Here is a 17,481-nt window from a genome sequence, read left to right on the forward strand (position 1 = left end):
ACGGCGCCGGCCCCGCCTACCATCCATGGTTTGCCTTGTTCCGGGAGAATCCCATGAAGCTCCGTCACGCCCTGCTGCCGTTGTGCCTGCTCGCCGCGCTGCCCTCGCTGGCCAGCGCCCGCGGCTTCGAAGTCCGCGACATGGTGAAGCTGGACCGCGTGTCCGCGCCGCTGCTCACCGCCGATGGCGCGCAGGTGATCTTCGCCAAGCGCGTGGTCGATGCCGACCTGAAGGCCAGCAGCAGCCTGTGGATCCGCGACCTGCGCACCCGCGACATTGCCCCGCCGAAGCAGCTGTCGCCGGAAGGCTGGAACGTCAACTCGGCCGCGATCGAAGGCCAGAACGTCTACTTCCTCAGCGCCCGGAACGGCAGCCAGCAGCTGTACGTGATGCCGCTGGCCGGCGGCCAGCCGCGCCAGCTCACCGATTTCGCCCTGGACGTGGACAGCTACCGCATCTCGCCGCAGGGCGACCGCGTGCTGTTCAGCGCAGACGTGTTCCAGGACTGCGGCTCGGACCTGGAATGCACCAGCAAGCGGTTGGATACGGGCAAGGCGCTGAAGAGCAGCGGCAAGGTGTTCGACGGCATGTTCGTGCGCCATTGGGACACCTGGGCGGACGGCCGCCGCAACACGCTGTTCGTGGCGCCGCTGCCGGCAGCCGGCGCAGCCGCGGTGAAGGGGGCTTCGGCGATCAGCGCGACGCTGGCTGGCGATGCGCCGTCCAAGCCGTTCGGCGGCAATGACGACTTCGTCTGGTCGCCCGACGGCAAATCGGTGGTGGCCAGCATCCGCGTGCAGGGCAGCCAGGAGCCGTGGTCGACCAACTTCGACCTGTACCAGCTCGACGCCGCCGGCAAGAAGGCGCCGGTCAACCTGACCGCCGCCAACCCGGCCTGGGACGCCGGTCCGGTGTTCAGCGCCGACGGCAAGACCCTGTACTACCGCGCGATGAAGCGCCCGGGCTTCGAGGCCGACCGCTTCGGCCTGATGGCACTGGACCTGGCCAGCGGCAAGGTGCGCGAGATCGCGCCGCAGTGGGACCGGTCTGCCGATGGCATCACGCTGGCCTACGATGGCACCACCATCCTTACAACCGCGCAGGACATGGGCGAACACCCGCTGTTCGGCATCAATATTGAGCGTGGCACGGTGGTGAAGGCTGTCGGCGATGGTTCGATCAGCGGCTTCGACGTTGCTGGCCGCACCTTGGCGTTTACCCGCAATACCCTGCAGAGCGGCGACCAGGTGTATGCCGTCACCAGCAGCGCACCGGGTTCGCCGGTGCGCGCGATTACCCCGAGCGCCGGCGAGATGCTGCCGGACGTGAAATTCGGCGAGTTCGAGCAGTTCTCGTTCAAGGGTTGGAACGACGAGACCGTGCACGGTTACGTGGTCAAGCCGCACGACTACCAGGAAGGCAAGAAGTACCCGGTCGCGTTCCTGATCCACGGTGGCCCGCAGGGCAGCTTCGGCAACGGCTGGAGCTACCGCTGGAACCCGCAGACCTATGCCGGCCAGGGCTATGCGGTGGTGATGATCGATTTCCACGGCTCCACCGGCTACGGCCAGGCCTTCACCGACGCGATCAGCCAGCACTGGGGCGACCGTCCGCTGGAAGACCTGCAGAAGGGCTGGGCCGCGGCGCAGCAGAAGTACGGCTTCCTCAATGGCGACAAGGCCTGCGCGCTGGGCGCAAGCTACGGCGGCTTCATGGTCAACTGGATCGCCGGCAACTGGAACGAGCCGTGGAAGTGCCTGGTCAACCACGACGGTGTGTTCGACCAGCGCGCCATGGGCTATGCCACCGAAGAACTGTGGTTCACCGAGTGGGAGCAGGGCGGCACGCCGTACGACGTCCCGCAGAACTACGAGAAGTTCAACCCGGTCAACCACGTCGCCAACTGGAGCAAGCCGATGCTGGTGGTGCAGGGCCAGCAGGACTTCCGCATCCCGGTCGAGCAGGGCCTGGCCACGTTCACCGCGCTGCAGCGCAAGGGCATCGAATCCAAGCTGCTGTACTTCCCGGACGAAAACCACTGGGTGCTCAAGCCGAACAACAGCATCCAGTGGCACGACACCGTGAATGCGTGGCTGATGCAGCATATCGGCCAGTGAGCGGTTTCCGGTTTTAAGCCGTAATCAAGGGCACGCCGGTTGCGGCGTGCCCTTTCCATTGGCGCTGTCCGCAACAGGTCGGCGCTTCCACGGATTTGAAGGGGAGAAGAGCGGATGGCGATCGCAGCGGCCGGCGCAATCATCAACAACGACATCATCGTCTTCGGGCTGATCGCAGCCACGCTGGGTGCCATTTTCTGGACCTCCAGCAGCAACCTGCCATGGCTGAAGAAGTTCTACAGCTTCGTGCCGGCGCTGCTGCTGTGCTATTTCATCCCCGGGGTCTACAACACCTTCGGCCTGATCGACGGCGAGAACACCCGCCTGTACAACCCGATCGCGCGCGACGTGTTCCTGCCGGCGGCGCTGGTGCTGCTGACCCTGTCCATCGACCTGAAGGGCATTCTCGGCCTGGGCTGGAAGATGCTGGCCATGTACGTGGCGGCGGTGGTGAGCATCATGTTCGGCGCGGTGGTGGCGTTCTGGCTGATGGGTTTCATCCATCCGGAGACGGTGGCCGGCGGCACCTGGGGCGGCATGGCCGCGCTGGCCGGCAGCTGGATCGGCGGCGGCGCCAACATGCTGGCGATGAAGGAGATCTTCGAGGTCGATGCGACCACTTTCGGCCAGTTCGCGGTGGTGGACGTCGGCGTCGGCTACGTGTGGATGGCGGTGCTGATCTTCTTCGCCTCGCGCGCCCCGGCGATGGACAAGCGCAGCGGTGCGGATACGACCGCCCTGGACGACCTGCGCGACCGCGTCGCCAGCTACCAGGCGCAGCATGCGCGCATCCCGGCGCTGGGCGACCTGATGGTGATGATCGGCGTGGCGTTCGGCGCGGTGGCGATCTCGCACGCGGTGGCCGCACCGCTGGCCGACTGGTTCGCCGCCCATGTCGGCTGGTCCTCGTCGGTGAGCCTGGACAAGCCGTTCGTGTGGGTGGTGCTGCTGGCGACCTTCATCGGCCTGGGGCTGAGCTTCACCCGCGCGCGCGAACTGGAGGGCGTGGGCGCCTCGAAGTGGGGCTCGATGTTCCTGTACTTCCTGATCGCCTGCATCGGCATGCAGATGGACCTGCTGGCGCTGCTGGAGAAGCCGTGGCTGTTCGGGCTGGGCGTGCTGTGGATCGGCGTGCACATCGTGCTGCTGTGGCTGGCCGGCAAGCTGCTGCGGGTGCCGTTCTTCTATTTCGCCATCGCCTCGCAGAGCAACATCGGCGGCCCGGCCTCGGCACCGGTGCTGGCCTCGGCCTTCCATCCGGCGCTGGCGCCGGTGGGCGTGCTGCTGGGCACGCTGGGCTACGCGGTGGGTACCGGCGCGGCCTATGTGGTCGGCATCACCCTGCGGGCGATGGCCGGCGGTTGAGGCGGCGGGTGTAGAGCTGGGCACCGCCCCGCTGGGGCCTTCCCGGGTAAGCCACGCCGGGCGTTGCCCGGCGCTACAGAACCCGGCGGCCTTGCAGAGCGGGGCACCGCCCCGCTGGTGCCTTCCCGGGCAAGCCATGCCGGGCGTTGCCCGGCGCCACAGAACCCAGCGGCCTTGTAGAGCGGGGCAACGCCCCGCTGGCGCCTTCCCGGAAACGTTCCCGCCGGGCGTTACCCGGCATTACAGGGACCATCGGCATCGCCTGCTGGAAACGAAGAAGGCCACCTCCCGGTGGCCTTCTTCGTTCCTGCATCGCGCCGGCGCTCAACAGCAGCGGAATCCCTTGCCGCCACCGAAGCGCGCCTCCTGGCGTTCGCGGAAGAAGGTCTTGTAGTCCATGACCTCGCGCTCGGGGTGCTTCTCGCGCATGTGCCGCACGTAGTTGTCGTAGTCCGGCACGCCGCAGCACAGGCGCGCGGTCTGCACCAGGCGCCGCCAGGTGCGGCGGAACGCCTGGTGCTGCCCGGCCGGGACCAGGGCGGTGCCCATTACAGGTCCACCTCGTGCGGCTTGAGCGCCACGTACGGCGTTTCGTGGTCGGTGCGCACCGGCGAGCGGCGGGCAGCGACTATCGTCTTGACCGAATACACCAGCACCGCGAACACCACGAACAGGAACAGCGCGGTGAGCCCGGCGTTGATGTAGTTGTTGACCATCACCTGCTGCATCTGCCCGAAGTCCTTGGACGGCGGCAGCAGGTTGCCGGCGGCGATGGCGTCGCGGTACTTGTGCGCCTGGGCGATGAAGCCCACCGCCGGTTCGCTGGAGAAGATCTTGATGAAGCCGGCGGCGGTGGTGCACACCAGCAGCCAGATCGCCGGGATGATCGGCACCCAGACGTACTTCTCCTTCTTGGCCTTGAACAGCACCACCGTGCACAGCAGCAGGGCGACGCCGGCCAGCATCTGGTTGGCGATGCCGAACAGCGGCCACAGCATGTTGATGCCGCCCAGCGGATCGGTGACGCCCTGGTACAGGAAATAGCCCCACAGCGCGACGCAGCCGCCGGTGGCGATGAAACTGGCCACCCACGAATCGGTGCGGCGCAGCGCCGGTACGAAGTTTCCGAGCAGGTCCTGCAGCATGAAGCGGCCGGAGCGGGTGCCGGCATCCACCGCGGTGAGGATGAACAGCGCCTCGAACAGGATGGCGAAGTGGTACCAGAACGCCATCATGTTCTCGCCCGGCAGCACCGCGTGCAGGATCTGCGCGATGCCCACCGCCAGCGTCGGCGCGCCGCCGGCGCGCGAGAGGATGGAGTGCTCGCCGATCTCGGCGGCGGTGGCGGTCAACTGCTCGGGCGAGATGGTGAAGCCCCAGTTGCTGACCACCTGCGCGGCGTTGGCCACGTCGGTGCCGATCACTGCCGCCGGGCTGTTCATGGCGAAGTAGATGCCCGGCTCGATGATCGAGGCCGCGACCATCGCCATGATCGCCACGAACGATTCCATCAGCATGCCGCCATAGCCGATGTAGGCGGCATGGCCTTCATTGGCCAGCAGCTTGGGCGTAGTGCCGGAGGAAATCAGCGCATGGAAGCCGGACACCGCGCCGCAGGCGATGGTGATGAACAGGAACGGGAACATGCCGCCCTTCCACACCGGGCCGCTGCCGTCGGTGAACTGGGTCAGCGCCGGCATCTTCAGTTCCGGCATCACGATCAGGATGCCGATCGCCAGGCCGACGATCGTGCCGATCTTGAGGAAGGTGGACAGGTAGTCGCGCGGCGCCAGCAGCAGCCACACCGGCAGCACCGCGGCGACGAAACCGTAGCCGATCAGCATCCAGGTGATCTGCACGCCGGTGAAGGTGAACATCGGTCCCAGCACCGGGTCGGCGGCAACCTTGCCGCCGTACCAGATCGCCGCCAGCAGCAGGACCAGGCCGACGATGGAGATCTCGCCGATCTTCCCGGGGCGGATGTAGCGCATGTACAGGCCCATCAGAATGGCGATGGGCATCGTCGCGATCACGGTGAACATGCCCCAGGGGCTGCCTTCCAGTGCCTTCACCACGATCATCGCCAGCACCGCGAGGATGATGATCATGATCATGAACACGCCGAACAGGGCGATGGTGCCGGGCACCGGGCCCATTTCCTCGCGCACCAGGTCGCCGAGCGAGCGGCCGTTGCGGCGGCTGGAGATGAACAGGATCATGAAATCCTGCACCGCGCCGGCCAGCACCACGCCGGCGATCAGCCACAGCGTGCCGGGCAGGTAGCCCATCTGCGCGGCCAGCACCGGGCCCACCAGCGGGCCGGCGCCGGCGATCGCCGCGAAGTGGTGGCCGAACAGCACGTGCTTGTTGGTCGGCACGTAGTCCAGGCCGTCGTTGTGGATCACCGCCGGGGTGGCGCGGGTCGGGTCCACGCCCAGCACCTTGTTGGCGATGAACAGCCCGTAGTAGCGGAACGCGACCAGGTACAGCGAGACCGCCGCGGCCACGATCCACAATGCGTTGATGTGTTCGCCGCGGCGCAGCGCCACGACACCCAGGCAGAGCGCGCCGATCAGGGACAGCAGCGCCCATCCGGCCTTGGAGAAACCTTTCATCGAGTCACCTCGCGGGAAGACCGTTGCAAGAGTCCTCCCGCGGCGGCCGGGGGTCAACGCTCCGGCGGCCTGGAAGCGTGCGACTTTGGTCTTAGGCCGGTGCCGCGACGGCGCATGGCCGGGCGCGACGACGCGCCGCTGACGCCGGAGCTGGAACGATCGGTTGCGGCGGTGGCGATTGGCGCGGCGGCGCGCGGCGCCCATTGTCCGGACATTGCAAGGGAGGCTTGACCATGAGCGACCAGAACCTCGCGCGCGTGCTGCGTACCATCCGCGGCATGCCCACTTCCGATGGCGCCGGCGTGCGCCTGACCCGGGTGATCGGCACGCCGGCGCTGCCGGACCTCGACCCGTTCCTTATGCTCGACGAATTCGGCACCGACCGCGCCGAGGACTATATCGCCGGTTTTCCGGAGCATCCGCATCGCGGTTTCGAGACCGTCACCTACATGCTCGACGGGCGCATGCGCCACCGCGACAACCATGGCAACGAAGGCCTGCTCACGCCGGGCAGCGTGCAATGGATGACCGCCGGCCGCGGTCTGGTGCATTCGGAGATGCCCGAGCAGGAATCCGGGCGCATGCGCGGTTTCCAGTTGTGGGTGAACCTGCCGGCGCGCGACAAGATGACCGAGCCGAAGTACCAGGAATTCGCCCCGGACCACATCCCGCAGGTGGCACCGGCCGAAGGCGTCACCGTCAAGGTGATCGCAGGTCAGGTGGGCGAGGTCCACGGCCCGATCGTGCAGCCGGCCACCGACCCGCTGTACCTGGACGTGGCGCTGGCGCCGGGGCGCGTGTGGTCGTACGAGCTGCCGGATGGGCACAACGCCTTCGCCTACGTGTTCGAGGGCGGGCTGACGCTGGGCGACGGCGAGTCCGCGCGCGCAGTGGCGCGGCATGAACTGGCGGTGCTGGGCGGCGGCCGCGGGCTGCGCCTGCAGGCCGGCGCGGAAGGCGCGCGCCTGATCGTGGTGGCGGGGCGTCCGCTGCGCGAGCCGGTGGCGCGCCACGGGCCGTTCGTGATGAATACCCGCGAGCAATTGATGCAGGCCTTCGTCGACTACCAGGAAGGGCGCTTCTGATTCGCTCGGCGCAGGTCGCGGCGCGGGCTCCATGGAGCGGGACAATGCCACGCCGGGCATGGCCCGGCGCTGCAGGGCGGCGCGCCGGCCATCCTGGCCTGCGCCTTGGCGGAAGCGACGGCAGGTCTTACTTGCCGGCGAAGTTGGCCGTGGCGTCGTCCAGGTTGCCGGTCAACTGCTGCAGCGCGGCCAGTTCGTTGACGTCGTCGGCGTCGATCCAGATCTGCGCGTAGCGGTTCCTGGCCAGCTTGACGGTGGTGATGCGCCGCGCGTCCAGCCCGGGCAGTTCGCGTCCGCCCATGTCCGGCTTGTACCAGTACAGGCTCTCGCCGGCGAAGCTGCCTTTCTCGGCGCGCAGGGCGCGGCTCAGGGTCAGGGCCGGGTCGCGCGCGGTCAGCATCACGTTCAGGACGGTACGGCCGTCGCCGGTGGTGGCCTTGCAGACGATGAAGTCGCTCTGCGCCTGCTCCTGCCACTGCAGGCCGCTGCTGGACGGCAGCAGCGGGCATTGCGTGGCCTGCTGCGCGGATGCGCCGGCACTGCCGGCCAGCAGCAGCGCGCAGGCGATGATACGGATGTGTTTCAGCATGCATTCCCCCGGAACGCCGGCCACGTTGGGCGCGACGGCTGTCGTGATGTCTGTCTGTAACCAACCCACCTGCGGGCGTTGTTGCCCCTGCCCGATGCACGCGTCCCCGTTGCGCGCCAGCTGTGTTTCCACGGTATTACAAAAACGCCGGTGGCGGCAAACCGCCGGCGGCGCAGACGCGACGGCCCCCGGGTGGGGGCCGTCGCGGGTGCATGCTGCGGGGGAGCGTCAGCGCTGGTCGCTGCCGATCCACTTGTAGGCCAGGCCGCCGATCAGCGCGCCCAGGAACGGCGCCACCCAGAACAGCCACAGCTGGCCCATCGCACCGGGGCCGGCGAACAGCGCCACCGCGGTGGAGCGCGCCGGGTTCACCGAGGTGTTGGTGACCGGGATGCTGATCAGGTGGATCAGGGTCAGCGCCAGGCCGATCGCGATCGGAGCGAAGCCGGCCGGTGCCTTGCCGTGGGTGGAGCCCATGATCACCACCAGGAACATCGCGGTCATCACCACTTCGCACAGGAAGGCGGCGGCCACGCTGTAGCCGCCCGGCGACAGCGCGCCGTAGCCGTTGCTGGCGAAGGCGCCGGCCTGGCTGCCGTCGATGGCGAAACCGGGCTGGCCCTGCGCGATATGCAGCAGGATGAAGGCGGCGAGGGTGCCGCCCAGCACCTGGGCGACGATGTAAGGCACCAGGTCCTTGCCGGCGAAGCGGCCGCCGGCCCACAGGCCGAGGCTGACCGCCGGGTTGAAGTGCGCACCGGAGACGTGCCCGAACGCATAGGCGCCGGTCAGCACGGTCAGGCCGAACGCCAGCGCGACACCGACGAAGCCGATGCCCAGTGGATTGCCGTCACCGCCGAACTTGGCCGCCAGCACGGCGCTGCCGCAGCCGCCCAACACCAGCCAGAAGGTGCCGAGGAACTCGGCCGCCAGTCGCTTCCCCATGCTCATCGTCTATTCCCCGCAGTGGCCCGGAGTGGGCGCAGGAAAAATAACCAAGAACCGTGATGGCGGCGTATCGAAAACGTTAACCGGCGCCTCAGCCCGGCAGCGGGATGAATTCCTTGTCGTCGCCGGGGATGGTGCCGAAGCGGCCGTCGCGCCAGTCGTCCTTGGCCTGCTCGATGCGCTCCTTCGAACTGGAGACGAAGTTCCACCACAGGTGGCGCGGGCCGTCGAGCGGCTCGCCGCCCATCAGCATCGCCTTGAGCGGGGTCTTGGCGCGCAGGCGCCCGCGCGCGCCCGGCTCCGGAATCACCAGGTGCTGCACCGGGATGTCCACGCCGTCGAGCTGCGCATCGCCTTCCAGCACGTAGAGCGCGCGCTCTACGTGCGAGGTATCCAGGTCGATCTCGGCGCCTGGCTCCAGGTCGATGGCGACGTTGAGCGTGTCGGCGAATACCCGTACCGGCGATTCCTCGCCATAGGCGCGGCCGGCGATCACCCGCAGCCAGGCGCCGTCGCGACGCTGCTGCGGCAGCTGGGCCGCGCCGAAGTGATGGAATTCCGGCGCGGTTTCCTCGTATTCCTTCGGCAGCGCCACCCAGGTCTGCATGCCGTGCAGCGGATGATCGTGCTCGCGCTCGGGCGGCGGCGTGCGTTCGGAATGGGCGATGCCGCGGCCGGCGGTCATCCAGTTGACGTCGCCGGGGCGGATGACCTGTTCCGAGCCGAGCGTGTCGCGGTGGCCGATGGCGCCGGACCACAGGAAGGTGACCGTCGCCAGGCCGATATGCGGATGCGGGCGCACGTCGATGCCCTGGCCGGGCGCGAACACCGCCGGGCCCATGTGGTCGACGAACACGAACGGCCCGACGCTGCGCGCCTGCAGCGTCGGCACGGCGCGGCGCACCTGGAAACCACCGAGGTCGTGGACGCGGGGGCTGATGATCGTGGTCATGGCGCGGGCTCCTTTGCGGGGATGGGCAGGATGGCATGCGCCGCACGCCCGTGCCGGCGGTCCGGCCGTAACGGACTGTTGCCGCGATGGATCAGGCGCCGCCGTCGCGGCGCGAGGCGATGCGGTCGGCCAGGCGCGTGGGTTCGGGCAGGCGGTAGTGGGTGAGGCAGGCCAGCACCAGCGGCAGGCAGGCCTGCACCGAGACGTGGTTGCCCGGCGAGATGAACAGTGGATTGCAGCGCGGCTTGCTGCGCAGCACCCAGCCGACCTGGCGGCCCTTGTGGAACAGCGGCGCGTGGTCGCCGCGCTCCGGTCCCGGTTCGGCGTAGTCGCCGACCAGGCGGCTCTTGCCCACGCCGATGCTGGGCAGCCCGGTCAGCACGCCCAGGTGTGCGGCGATGCCCAGCCCGCGCGGATGGGCGATGCCGTGGCCGTCGACCAGCACCAGCTGCGGCTCCTCCCGCAGTTGCCGCAGCGCCTGCAGCACCGCCGGCAGTTCGCGGAAACTGAGCAGGCCGGGGATGTAGGGCAGGGCGGTGGGCAGGCGCGCCAGGGTCGATTCGACCGGCTGCAGGCTGAAGCCATCCACGCGCACCGCCACCGAGCGGGTGATGCGGCCCTCGTCCTCGAAGCCGCTGTCCACGCCGGCCACGCGTGCCGGCAGGGCGGCCAGGCGGTCGTCCAGTTCCACGCGCGCGGCCAGTTCGACCTGTTGGCGGCGCAGCCCGGCCAGGGTGGCGGGGGCGATGTCGGCGGGAGGCAGGAAGCGCATGCGTCCAAGCCTGCCACTTCCGCGGTGGCCGCGCAGTGCAGGCGGAGGCGCGAAGGGAAGCGGCTACAATCGACCGGTTCCCTTTCCCCCGACCCGGAGACTTTCGCAGTGACCCGCAAACTCGTGCTGTTGCGCCATGGCCAGAGCCAGTGGAACCTCGACAACCGCTTCACCGGCTGGGTGGACGTGGAGCTGACCGAGCAGGGCCGCCGCGAAGCCGCCGCCGCCGGCCGGCTGATGAAGGAAGAAGGGCTGCAGTTCGATGTCGCCCACACCTCGGTGCTCAAGCGCGCCATCCACACCCTGCAGGGCGCGCTGGCCGAACTGGGCCAGGACTGGCTGCCGGTGAACAAGTCCTGGCGGCTCAACGAGCGCCATTACGGCGGCCTGCAGGGCCTGGACAAGGCCGAGACCGCCGCCAAACACGGCGAGGAGCAGGTCAAGGTATGGCGCCGTTCCTACGACATCCCGCCGCCGCCGATGGACCTGGAAGACCCGGGCCACCCGATCCACGACCGCCGCTACGCCGGCCTGGACCGCAACGCGCTGCCGGGCACCGAGTCGCTGGCCACCACCCTGGACCGCGTGCTGCCGTACTGGCACGACGCGATCGCCCCGCAGCTGAAGGATGGCAGGACCGTGCTGGTCACCGCCCACGGCAACTCGCTGCGCGCGCTGTACAAGTACCTCAACCATGTCTCGCGCGAGGAAATCCTCGAGCTCAACATCCCCACCGGCATCCCGCTGCTGTTCGAATTGAACGATGACCTGAGCGTGCAGTCGTTCCGCTACCTCGGCGATCCGGAAGCGGCGAAGAAGGCGGCCGAGGCCGTGGCCAACCAGGGCAAGGCGAAGTAACGCCGGCCTGCCCGACGCATCGAAACACCCGGCTTGGGCCGGGTGTTTTCGTTTGTGGATCGACTGACAGGGCGGGGTCAGCGGCGGCAGCTGGCCGGTTCGGCCTTGCAGGCTTCGTTGATCCGGTTGTCGCGCAGGCCCGCGTTCTTGCCGAGGACGTAGCCTGCGACCAGCTGGAACATGATCACCGCCAGCACGATGCTCACGATCCACAGGGTGATCTTGATGCGGTCGGCCGCTCCGATGCCGGAAGCGGGCCGCGCCGGCGCGGCTTCGCGACCGGCCAGTTGCCCCGGTTCGATACCCAGCGCGGCGGCCACCGCCATCCGCGACTCATGCGAGGCCTTGCCTTCGGCCTCCAGCCGCTGCACGGTGCGCGGGCTGAGCCCGGCCACGTCCGCCAGGTGTTCCTGCGACCAGCCGCGCGCCTCGCGCAATGTCCTGATCCGGTTGGCGTCGATCTTCATCGTTTTCTCGTCCACTGTGACCGCTCCGCGATGGTAAGGGAGCCGGCACGCTGCCGCGACGGCCCGCCCCGGACCACGACAGCGACACGCCAGATTCACGACAGGCCTTGCCGATCAAGGTCTTGCCGGACGCTCGGCCGGCCGCCGCGCCGGTGCCCGCCGGCCGGGCTATGCTTCGGCCACGGCGGCGGCGCGGCCGGTTTTTCCATCCAACGCACAGGGAAACCGCATGAACACGTCCACGGAGCGACGCCATTTCTGGCGTGCCCCCTTCCATTCACCGGCCCGCCTGGTCCGCGCCGACGGCCGCGTCCATGCGGGGCAGGTACACGATGTGTCGCTGAAGGGCGCGCTGTTCGAGGTGGGCGCCGGCGACGACTGCCGGCTGGACGAGTGCTGCCAGCTGCAGGTCGATCTGTCCGAAGACCTGCCGATCCGCATGCAGGCCACCGTGGTGCATGTGGAAGGATGCAACGTCGGCCTGCGCTGCGATGAGATCGACCTGGACAGCATCACCGCGCTGCGCCGCGTGATCGAACTCAATGCCGCCGATCCGGCCCTGCTGGAACGCGAGCTCGGTGCGCTGGTGCGGCACGGCTGACCGGCCGGGCGCTCAGCGGAAGAAGCGGCTCGGCGTCAGTCCGAAGCGGCGCTTGAACATGGTGGCGAACGCGCTGGGGCTTTCGTAGCCCAGCGCCAGCGCCACGTCGATGACCTTCTCGCCGACCGCCAGCCGTTCCAGCGCGCGCAGCAGCCGCGCCTGCTGCCGCCACTGGCCGAAGGTCATGCCCAGTTCGCGCGCACACAGGCGCTGGATCGTCTTCACGTCCACCTGCAGGCGCGCGGCCCAGTCCTGCAGGGTGGAGGCGTCGTCCGGCTGCCGTTCCAGCCGCCGGCCGATCGCGCGCAGGCGCGGGTCGGCCGGTTCGGGCAGGTGCAGCGGCAGCGCCGGCAGGGTCTGCATTTCGTCCAGGACCAGGCGCATCAGGCGGCCGTCGCGCGAGTCCTCGACGTACGGTTGCGCGACGCCGGCGGCGGCGCGGATCAGCGCGGCCAGCAGCGGCGTGACCGATACCGCCGAGGCGCCGGCCGGCGCCTGCGGCATGGCGGCCGGCGCGACATAGAGGCTGCGCATGCGCACCAGGCCGATGCAGTGCACCACATGGCCGGTGCCGGCGGGAATCCAGATCGCGCGCGTGCTGGGCACCACCCAGCGGCCCATGCCGGCGCGCACGACCAGCGCGCCGCTCTCGGCATACACCAGCTGGTGGCGGTCGGGATGGTGGTGCAGCGGAATGAGCGTGCCGGGGGCGTAGTCGCGGGCCTTGCAGTACACCGCCGTCTCCGGGCCGACGGGCAACGGCAGGCGCTGCCCCCGGCGGTCGCCAATGTCCTTTTCGAGAGGGTACATGACCATATCGCGCAGGAAGGGCGTGGCTGGCGACTCTACCATGCGCGCCGCTCCCCACTGCCTGGTGCCGCCATGTCCGCAGCCGCCCCCGTTGCCGCCTCCCCCACGACCACGCGCCGCCCGGTAGCGGTGGGCGTGCTGGCTGCGATCAGCGGTTCGCACCTGGTCAACGACATGATGCAGTCGCTGATCCTGGCGCTGTATCCGATCTTCAAGGGCCAGTTCCACCTGAGCTTCGCCCAGGTCGGCCTGATCACCCTGACCTACCAGCTCACCGCCTCGCTGTTCCAGCCGCTGATCGGCCTGCGCACCGACCGCCGCCCGGCGCCGTATTCGCTGCCGATGGGCATGGCCTCGACCCTGTGCGGCCTGCTGCTGCTGGCCTACGCGCCGAACTTCGCCACGGTGCTGGCGGCGGCGATGCTGGTCGGCATCGGTTCGGCCATTTTCCATCCCGAATCCTCGCGCATCGCGCGCCTGGCCTCGGGCGGGCGCCACGGCCTGTCGCAGTCCATTTTCCAGCTGGGCGGCAACGCCGGCACCGCCATCGGCCCGCTGCTGGCGGCGGCGGTGATCGTGCCCAACGGCCAGCGCAGCGTGGCCTGGTTCGGCTGCGCGGCGCTGCTGGGCATCGGCCTGCTGTGTTACGTGGGGCGCTGGTACCAGCAGCATCTGCTGGCCGTCGCCGCCAGCCCGAAGCCGCGCGCGGCCGCCGGCGAGGCGCGGCTGCCGTCGCGCACCGTGGCCTGGGTGATCGCGGTGCTGCTGGTGCTGATCTTCAGCAAGTACTTCTACATCGCCGGCCTGAGCAGCTACTACACGTTCTACCTGATGCAGAAGTTCGGAGTGTCGGTGCAGAGCGCGCAGCTGCACCTGTTCGGCTTCCTGCTGGCCTCGGCGGCCGGCACCCTGATCGGCGGGCCGGTGGGCGACCGCATCGGCCGCAAGCCGGTGATCTGGGCCTCGATCCTGGGCGTGGCGCCGTTCGCGCTGGTCCTGCCCTACGCCAACCTGGAATGGACCACGGTGCTGACCCTGGTCATCGGCTTCGTCCTGTCCTCGGCGTTCTCGGCCATCCTGGTTTACGCGCAGGAACTGATGCCGCACCGCATCGGCACCGTGTCGGGCCTGTTCTTCGGCTTCGCCTTCGGCATGGGCGGGCTGGGCGCGGCGGTGCTGGGCGTGCTGGCCGACCACACCAGCATCGTGTGGGTCTACAAGGCGATCTCGTTCCTGCCCTTGCTGGGCATGGTGGCGGCACTGCTGCCGGGCCCGCGCGCGCTGCAACGCTGACTGCGCCACGCGGCCTTCCGTGGGCCGCGGCATGCACGCGGAGTGACGGTGGCGCGCGGACGCTGCGCTACGATCCCGCGTTCCGGCGCCATGGTGTGTCCGTCCGCGCCGGTTTTTCTTCCGTGAGCGAGGAAACCGCGATGATCCCCAAGAACACGATCTGCCTGTGGTACGACGGTGCCGCGCTGGAAGCGGCCACCTTCTATGCCGAGACGTTTTCCGACAGCAGGGTGGTGGCCGTCCACCGCGCGCCCGGCGACTATCCCGCGGGCAAGCAGGGCGATGTGCTGACAGTCGAATTCACGGTGCTCGGCATTCCGTGCCTGGGCCTGAATGGCGGCCCGGCGTTCAGGCACAGCGAGGCGTTCTCGTTCCAGGTCGCGACCGACGACCAGGCCGAGACCGACCGGCTGTGGGACGCGATCGTCGGCAACGGCGGCGAGGAAAGCGCCTGCGGCTGGTGCCGCGACAAGTGGGGATTGTCGTGGCAGATCACGCCGCGCGCGCTGACCGCGGCCATCGCCGACCCCGATCCGGCCGCGGCCAAGCGCGCGTTCGAGGCGATGATGGGAATGCGCAGGATCGACATCGCCGCGATCGAGGCGGCGCGCCGCGGCTGAAGCCGCGCGTCGCGCGGCGGCTTTCGCCGCGGGCATGACCTTCGGCCTATCCGCAGCGGAGCGCCATCGCCTACGCTCGGAGATTGGCCGCGCGCAGGCGCGGCATTCCCTGCAAGGCCGGAGATCCGCATGACCCTTTCCAAGCTCGTCCCGTTGTCCCTGACCGTCGCCATCGCCGCCTCGCTGGCCGCCTGCGGCAAGACCGAAGCCCCGGCCGCCGAAGCGGCGAAGCCGGCCTTCGACCTGTCGCGGATCAAGACGCCGTCGGTGACATTCAGTGCAGCCGACCTGGACCCGGCCGTGTCGGCCTGTACCGACCTCAACGGCTTCGTCAACGGCAAGTGGCTCAAGGCCAACCCGGTGCCGGGCGACCAGGTGACCTGGGGCAGCTTCGAGATCCTGCGCGAGCGCTCGCTGGAAGTGCAGCACGCGCTGGTCGAGCAGGCCGCCACAGCCAACGCCAAGGCCGGCTCGGTGGAAGCGCAGATCGGCGATATCTGGAAGACCGGCTCGGACGAGGCTGCGATCGAAGCGGCCGGCATCAAGCCGCTGCAGCCGGAACTGGACAGGATCGCCGCACTCAACGACGGCGCCGCCATCGCCGGCTACCTGCGCCAGGCCTATGCGCAGGGCCAGGGCTTCCTGTTCTCGCTGTATGCCAGCCCGGACTTCAAGGATTCGGCCAACGTCATCGCCTACGTCGGCCAGGGCGGCCTGGGCCTGCCGGAGAAGGGCTACTACTTCGACGAATCGCAGGCCAAGATCCGCGAGGCCTACGTGGCCTACATCGAGCAGATGCTGGCCCTGTCCGGGGTGGACGCCGCACAGGCCAAGGAGCAGGCCAAGGCGGTGATGGAATTCGAAACCCGCCTGGCCAAGGCCTCGCTGTCGCGCATCGAGCTGCGCGACCCCGCCAAGCGCTACAACCCGGTCAGCGCCGCCGATGCCGACAGGCAGACCCCGAATTTCAGCTGGACCGCGCTGTTCGACACGCTGCAGATCCCGGCCAAGGACAAGTTCTCGCTGGCGCAGCCGGGCTTCTTCGGCGAGCTGGACAAGATGCTGGCCGACGTGCCGGCCGCGACCTGGCAGGCCTACCTGCGCTTCCACACCGTGGACAACGCCGCGCCGTACCTGAGCATGGCCTTCGAACAGGCCAGCTTCGACTTCTTCAGCAAGACCCTGCGCGGCCAGCAGGAAATGCAGCCGCGCTGGAAGCGCGTGCTCGAGTCGGTGAACGGCGCGATGGGCGAAGCGCTGGGCCAGCTGTACGTGGACGCGGTGTTCCCGGCCGAGTCCAAGGTGGCCATGCAGCACCTGGTGGAAAACCTGTCGGTGGCGCTGAAGGCGCGCCTGGAAACCCTGCCGTGGATGGGCGAGGAAACCAAGAAGAAGGCGCTGGAGAAGTGGGCCAGCTTCACCCCGAAGATCGGCTACCCGGACAAGTGGCGCGACTGGTCGGGCCTGGCCACCAAGGGCGACAGCTACCTGGGCAACATGCAGGCCGCGCGCGCGTTCAATTACCGCTACATGCTCGACAAGATCGGCAAGCCGGTGGACAAGACCGAGTGGGGCATGACCCCGCAGACGGTCAACGCCTACTACAACGCGACCAAGAACGAGATCGTGTTCCCGGCGGCGATCCTGCAGCCGCCGTTCTTCGATGCCAAGGCCGACCCGGCGCTGAACTACGGCGGCATCGGCGCGGTGATCGGCCACGAGATGATGCACGGCTACGACGACTCGGGCAGCCAGTTCGCCGCCAACGGCAACTTCGACAACTGGTGGACCGACGCCGACCGCGGCGCCTTCAACAGCCGCACCGACCAGCTGGTCGCGCAGTTCGACGGCTATGAGGCGCTGCCGGGCGTGAACGTGAAGGGCAAGCTGACCCTGGGCGAGAACATCGGCGACCTCGGCGGCCTGACCGTGGCCTACGACGCGCTGCAGATGGCGCTCAAGGAAGACCCGTCGAAGAACGTGGCGGTGGATGGCTACAGCGAGGACCAGCGCTTCTTCATGAACTGGGCCACGGTGTGGCGCCGCAACTTCACCGAGGGCGAACTGCGCGTGCGCCTGAACACCGATCCGCACGCGCCGGCCAACTTCCGCGCCAACGGCACGCCGTCGAACATGCCGGCCTATGCCGCCGCGTTCCAGTGCAAGGCCGGCGACCCGATGGTGCGTGGCGACGACAAGCGCGTGGTCATCTGGTGACCGCCTCAACGTGATGCGGTAATGAAAGGCCCGGCATTGCCTAATGCCAGTCAGTTAAGCCTTGGGTAAGACCATTCGGTTCGCCAAGAACGCAAAAAGGAGCGCAAAATGCGCTCCTTTTTGCATGGTTTGCAAGGTTGCAAATCCTTCGATAAACGGGATATCCCCGCTC

Annotated in this window: 16 protein-coding genes; 8 read left to right on the forward strand and 8 right to left on the reverse strand. The window is 68.7% G+C overall.

All coding sequences use genetic code 11. The annotated features are described in order from the left end of the window. Window positions 1–53 precede the first annotated feature (53 nt). Window positions 54–2,117 (forward strand): S9 family peptidase, encoded by a 2,064-nt coding sequence (locus ABB22_RS12210; RefSeq protein ID WP_055768100.1) that lies wholly within the window; start codon window positions 54–56, stop codon window positions 2,115–2,117. A gap of 114 nt (window positions 2,118–2,231) precedes the next feature. Further along, window positions 2,232–3,482 (forward strand): DUF819 family protein, encoded by a 1,251-nt coding sequence (locus ABB22_RS12215; RefSeq protein ID WP_055768103.1) that lies wholly within the window; start codon window positions 2,232–2,234, stop codon window positions 3,480–3,482. A gap of 324 nt (window positions 3,483–3,806) precedes the next feature. Here the strand turns inward: ABB22_RS12215 and ABB22_RS12220 are convergent, their stop codons facing one another. Both ABB22_RS12220 and ABB22_RS12225 read right to left on the reverse strand, forming a co-directional pair. Beyond that, entirely contained in the window at window positions 3,807–4,031 is a 225-nt protein-coding gene (locus tag ABB22_RS12220) for a YbdD/YjiX family protein (RefSeq protein WP_054664081.1), read from the reverse strand. Then, entirely contained in the window at window positions 4,031–6,097 is a 2,067-nt protein-coding gene (locus tag ABB22_RS12225; RefSeq protein ID WP_055768106.1) for a carbon starvation CstA family protein, read from the reverse strand. Before ABB22_RS12225 ends, ABB22_RS12220 begins: the two co-directional genes overlap by 1 nt. A gap of 233 nt (window positions 6,098–6,330) precedes the next feature. On the opposite strand from ABB22_RS12225, the gene ABB22_RS12230 reads away from it, so the two are divergent. Next, complete coding sequence (locus ABB22_RS12230) at window positions 6,331–7,182, forward strand: pirin family protein (RefSeq protein ID WP_055768109.1); 852 nt, start codon at window positions 6,331–6,333, stop codon at window positions 7,180–7,182. Window positions 7,183–7,309: 127 nt separating this feature from the next. Here ABB22_RS12230 and ABB22_RS12235 read toward each other — a convergent pair whose 3' ends face one another. The 4 genes from ABB22_RS12235 to nfi all read right to left on the reverse strand — a co-directional run bounded on the left by ABB22_RS12235 (window position 7,310) and on the right by nfi (window position 10,443). Beyond that, window positions 7,310–7,771 (reverse strand): hypothetical protein, encoded by a 462-nt coding sequence (locus ABB22_RS12235; protein ID WP_055768112.1) that lies wholly within the window; start codon window positions 7,769–7,771, stop codon window positions 7,310–7,312. Window positions 7,772–7,999: 228 nt separating this feature from the next. Next, complete coding sequence (gene aqpZ / locus ABB22_RS12240) at window positions 8,000–8,722, reverse strand: aquaporin Z (protein ID WP_082443569.1); 723 nt, start codon at window positions 8,720–8,722, stop codon at window positions 8,000–8,002. An 88-nt stretch (window positions 8,723–8,810) separates the two neighbouring features. After that, window positions 8,811–9,671, reverse strand: a complete 861-nt coding sequence (locus tag ABB22_RS12245; RefSeq protein WP_055768114.1) for a pirin family protein — start codon at window positions 9,669–9,671, stop codon at window positions 8,811–8,813. A gap of 91 nt (window positions 9,672–9,762) precedes the next feature. Then, on the reverse strand, window positions 9,763–10,443 hold the full coding sequence (gene nfi / locus ABB22_RS12250; RefSeq protein WP_055768119.1) for a deoxyribonuclease V: 681 nt from the start codon (window positions 10,441–10,443) through the stop codon (window positions 9,763–9,765). Window positions 10,444–10,551: 108 nt separating this feature from the next. Between nfi and gpmA the strand changes: the two genes are divergently transcribed. Beyond that, the gene (gene gpmA / locus ABB22_RS12255; protein WP_055768122.1) at window positions 10,552–11,301 is read left to right on the forward strand and encodes a 2,3-diphosphoglycerate-dependent phosphoglycerate mutase; all 750 of its coding nucleotides are present in this window, start codon (window positions 10,552–10,554) and stop codon (window positions 11,299–11,301) included. 77 nt (window positions 11,302–11,378) lie between these two features. On the opposite strand, the gene ABB22_RS12260 is transcribed toward gpmA, so the two are convergent. Beyond that, window positions 11,379–11,768, reverse strand: a complete 390-nt coding sequence (locus ABB22_RS12260; RefSeq protein ID WP_055768125.1) for a helix-turn-helix domain-containing protein — start codon at window positions 11,766–11,768, stop codon at window positions 11,379–11,381. A gap of 229 nt (window positions 11,769–11,997) precedes the next feature. Between ABB22_RS12260 and ABB22_RS12265 the strand changes: the two genes are divergently transcribed. Then, on the forward strand, window positions 11,998–12,369 hold the full coding sequence (locus ABB22_RS12265; protein ID WP_055768129.1) for a PilZ domain-containing protein: 372 nt from the start codon (window positions 11,998–12,000) through the stop codon (window positions 12,367–12,369). Between the two features lie 12 nt (window positions 12,370–12,381). Here ABB22_RS12265 and ABB22_RS12270 read toward each other — a convergent pair whose 3' ends face one another. Continuing rightward, window positions 12,382–13,179, reverse strand: coding sequence for a helix-turn-helix domain-containing protein (locus ABB22_RS12270; RefSeq protein ID WP_055768534.1), 798 nt, complete (start codon window positions 13,177–13,179; stop codon window positions 12,382–12,384). A 72-nt stretch (window positions 13,180–13,251) separates the two neighbouring features. Between ABB22_RS12270 and ABB22_RS12275 the strand changes: the two genes are divergently transcribed. The 3 genes from ABB22_RS12275 (at window position 13,252) to ABB22_RS12285 (ending at window position 17,309) form a co-directional block, all read left to right on the forward strand. After that, on the forward strand, window positions 13,252–14,472 hold the full coding sequence (locus ABB22_RS12275) for an MFS transporter (protein ID WP_055768132.1): 1,221 nt from the start codon (window positions 13,252–13,254) through the stop codon (window positions 14,470–14,472). 140 nt (window positions 14,473–14,612) lie between these two features. Beyond that, entirely contained in the window at window positions 14,613–15,092 is a 480-nt protein-coding gene (locus ABB22_RS12280; RefSeq protein WP_055768135.1) for a VOC family protein, read from the forward strand. Between the two features lie 129 nt (window positions 15,093–15,221). Continuing rightward, window positions 15,222–17,309 (forward strand): M13 family metallopeptidase, encoded by a 2,088-nt coding sequence (locus ABB22_RS12285; RefSeq protein WP_055768138.1) that lies wholly within the window; start codon window positions 15,222–15,224, stop codon window positions 17,307–17,309. The last annotated feature ends 172 nt before the right edge of the window (window positions 17,310–17,481 follow it).

This window comes from Stenotrophomonas nitritireducens, from assembly GCF_001431425.1.
GTDB lineage: Bacteria > Pseudomonadota > Gammaproteobacteria > Xanthomonadales > Xanthomonadaceae > Stenotrophomonas > Stenotrophomonas nitritireducens.

What these genes read in the sequence shown, in the direction of transcription:
- ABB22_RS12225 (WP_055768106.1), bottom strand. Translation starts at nt 6,097, where the DNA reads ATGAAAGGTTTCTCCAAGGCCGGATGGGCGCTGCTGTCCCTGATCGGC.
- ABB22_RS12235 (WP_055768112.1), bottom strand. Translation starts at nt 7,771, where the DNA reads ATGCTGAAACACATCCGTATCATCGCCTGCGCGCTGCTGCTGGCCGGC.
- ABB22_RS12230 (WP_055768109.1), top strand. Translation starts at nt 6,331, where the DNA reads ATGAGCGACCAGAACCTCGCGCGCGTGCTGCGTACCATCCGCGGCATG.
- ABB22_RS12260 (WP_055768125.1), bottom strand. Translation starts at nt 11,768, where the DNA reads ATGAAGATCGACGCCAACCGGATCAGGACATTGCGCGAGGCGCGCGGC.
- ABB22_RS12285 (WP_055768138.1), top strand. Translation starts at nt 15,222, where the DNA reads ATGACCCTTTCCAAGCTCGTCCCGTTGTCCCTGACCGTCGCCATCGCC.
- ABB22_RS12280 (WP_055768135.1), top strand. Translation starts at nt 14,613, where the DNA reads ATGATCCCCAAGAACACGATCTGCCTGTGGTACGACGGTGCCGCGCTG.
- aqpZ (WP_082443569.1), bottom strand. Translation starts at nt 8,722, where the DNA reads ATGAGCATGGGGAAGCGACTGGCGGCCGAGTTCCTCGGCACCTTCTGG.
- ABB22_RS12275 (WP_055768132.1), top strand. Translation starts at nt 13,252, where the DNA reads ATGTCCGCAGCCGCCCCCGTTGCCGCCTCCCCCACGACCACGCGCCGC.
- ABB22_RS12265 (WP_055768129.1), top strand. Translation starts at nt 11,998, where the DNA reads ATGAACACGTCCACGGAGCGACGCCATTTCTGGCGTGCCCCCTTCCAT.
- ABB22_RS12215 (WP_055768103.1), top strand. Translation starts at nt 2,232, where the DNA reads ATGGCGATCGCAGCGGCCGGCGCAATCATCAACAACGACATCATCGTC.
- ABB22_RS12220 (WP_054664081.1), bottom strand. Translation starts at nt 4,031, where the DNA reads ATGGGCACCGCCCTGGTCCCGGCCGGGCAGCACCAGGCGTTCCGCCGC.
- ABB22_RS12245 (WP_055768114.1), bottom strand. Translation starts at nt 9,671, where the DNA reads ATGACCACGATCATCAGCCCCCGCGTCCACGACCTCGGTGGTTTCCAG.
- ABB22_RS12270 (WP_055768534.1), bottom strand. Translation starts at nt 13,179, where the DNA reads ATGTACCCTCTCGAAAAGGACATTGGCGACCGCCGGGGGCAGCGCCTG.
- nfi (WP_055768119.1), bottom strand. Translation starts at nt 10,443, where the DNA reads ATGCGCTTCCTGCCTCCCGCCGACATCGCCCCCGCCACCCTGGCCGGG.
- ABB22_RS12210 (WP_055768100.1), top strand. Translation starts at nt 54, where the DNA reads ATGAAGCTCCGTCACGCCCTGCTGCCGTTGTGCCTGCTCGCCGCGCTG.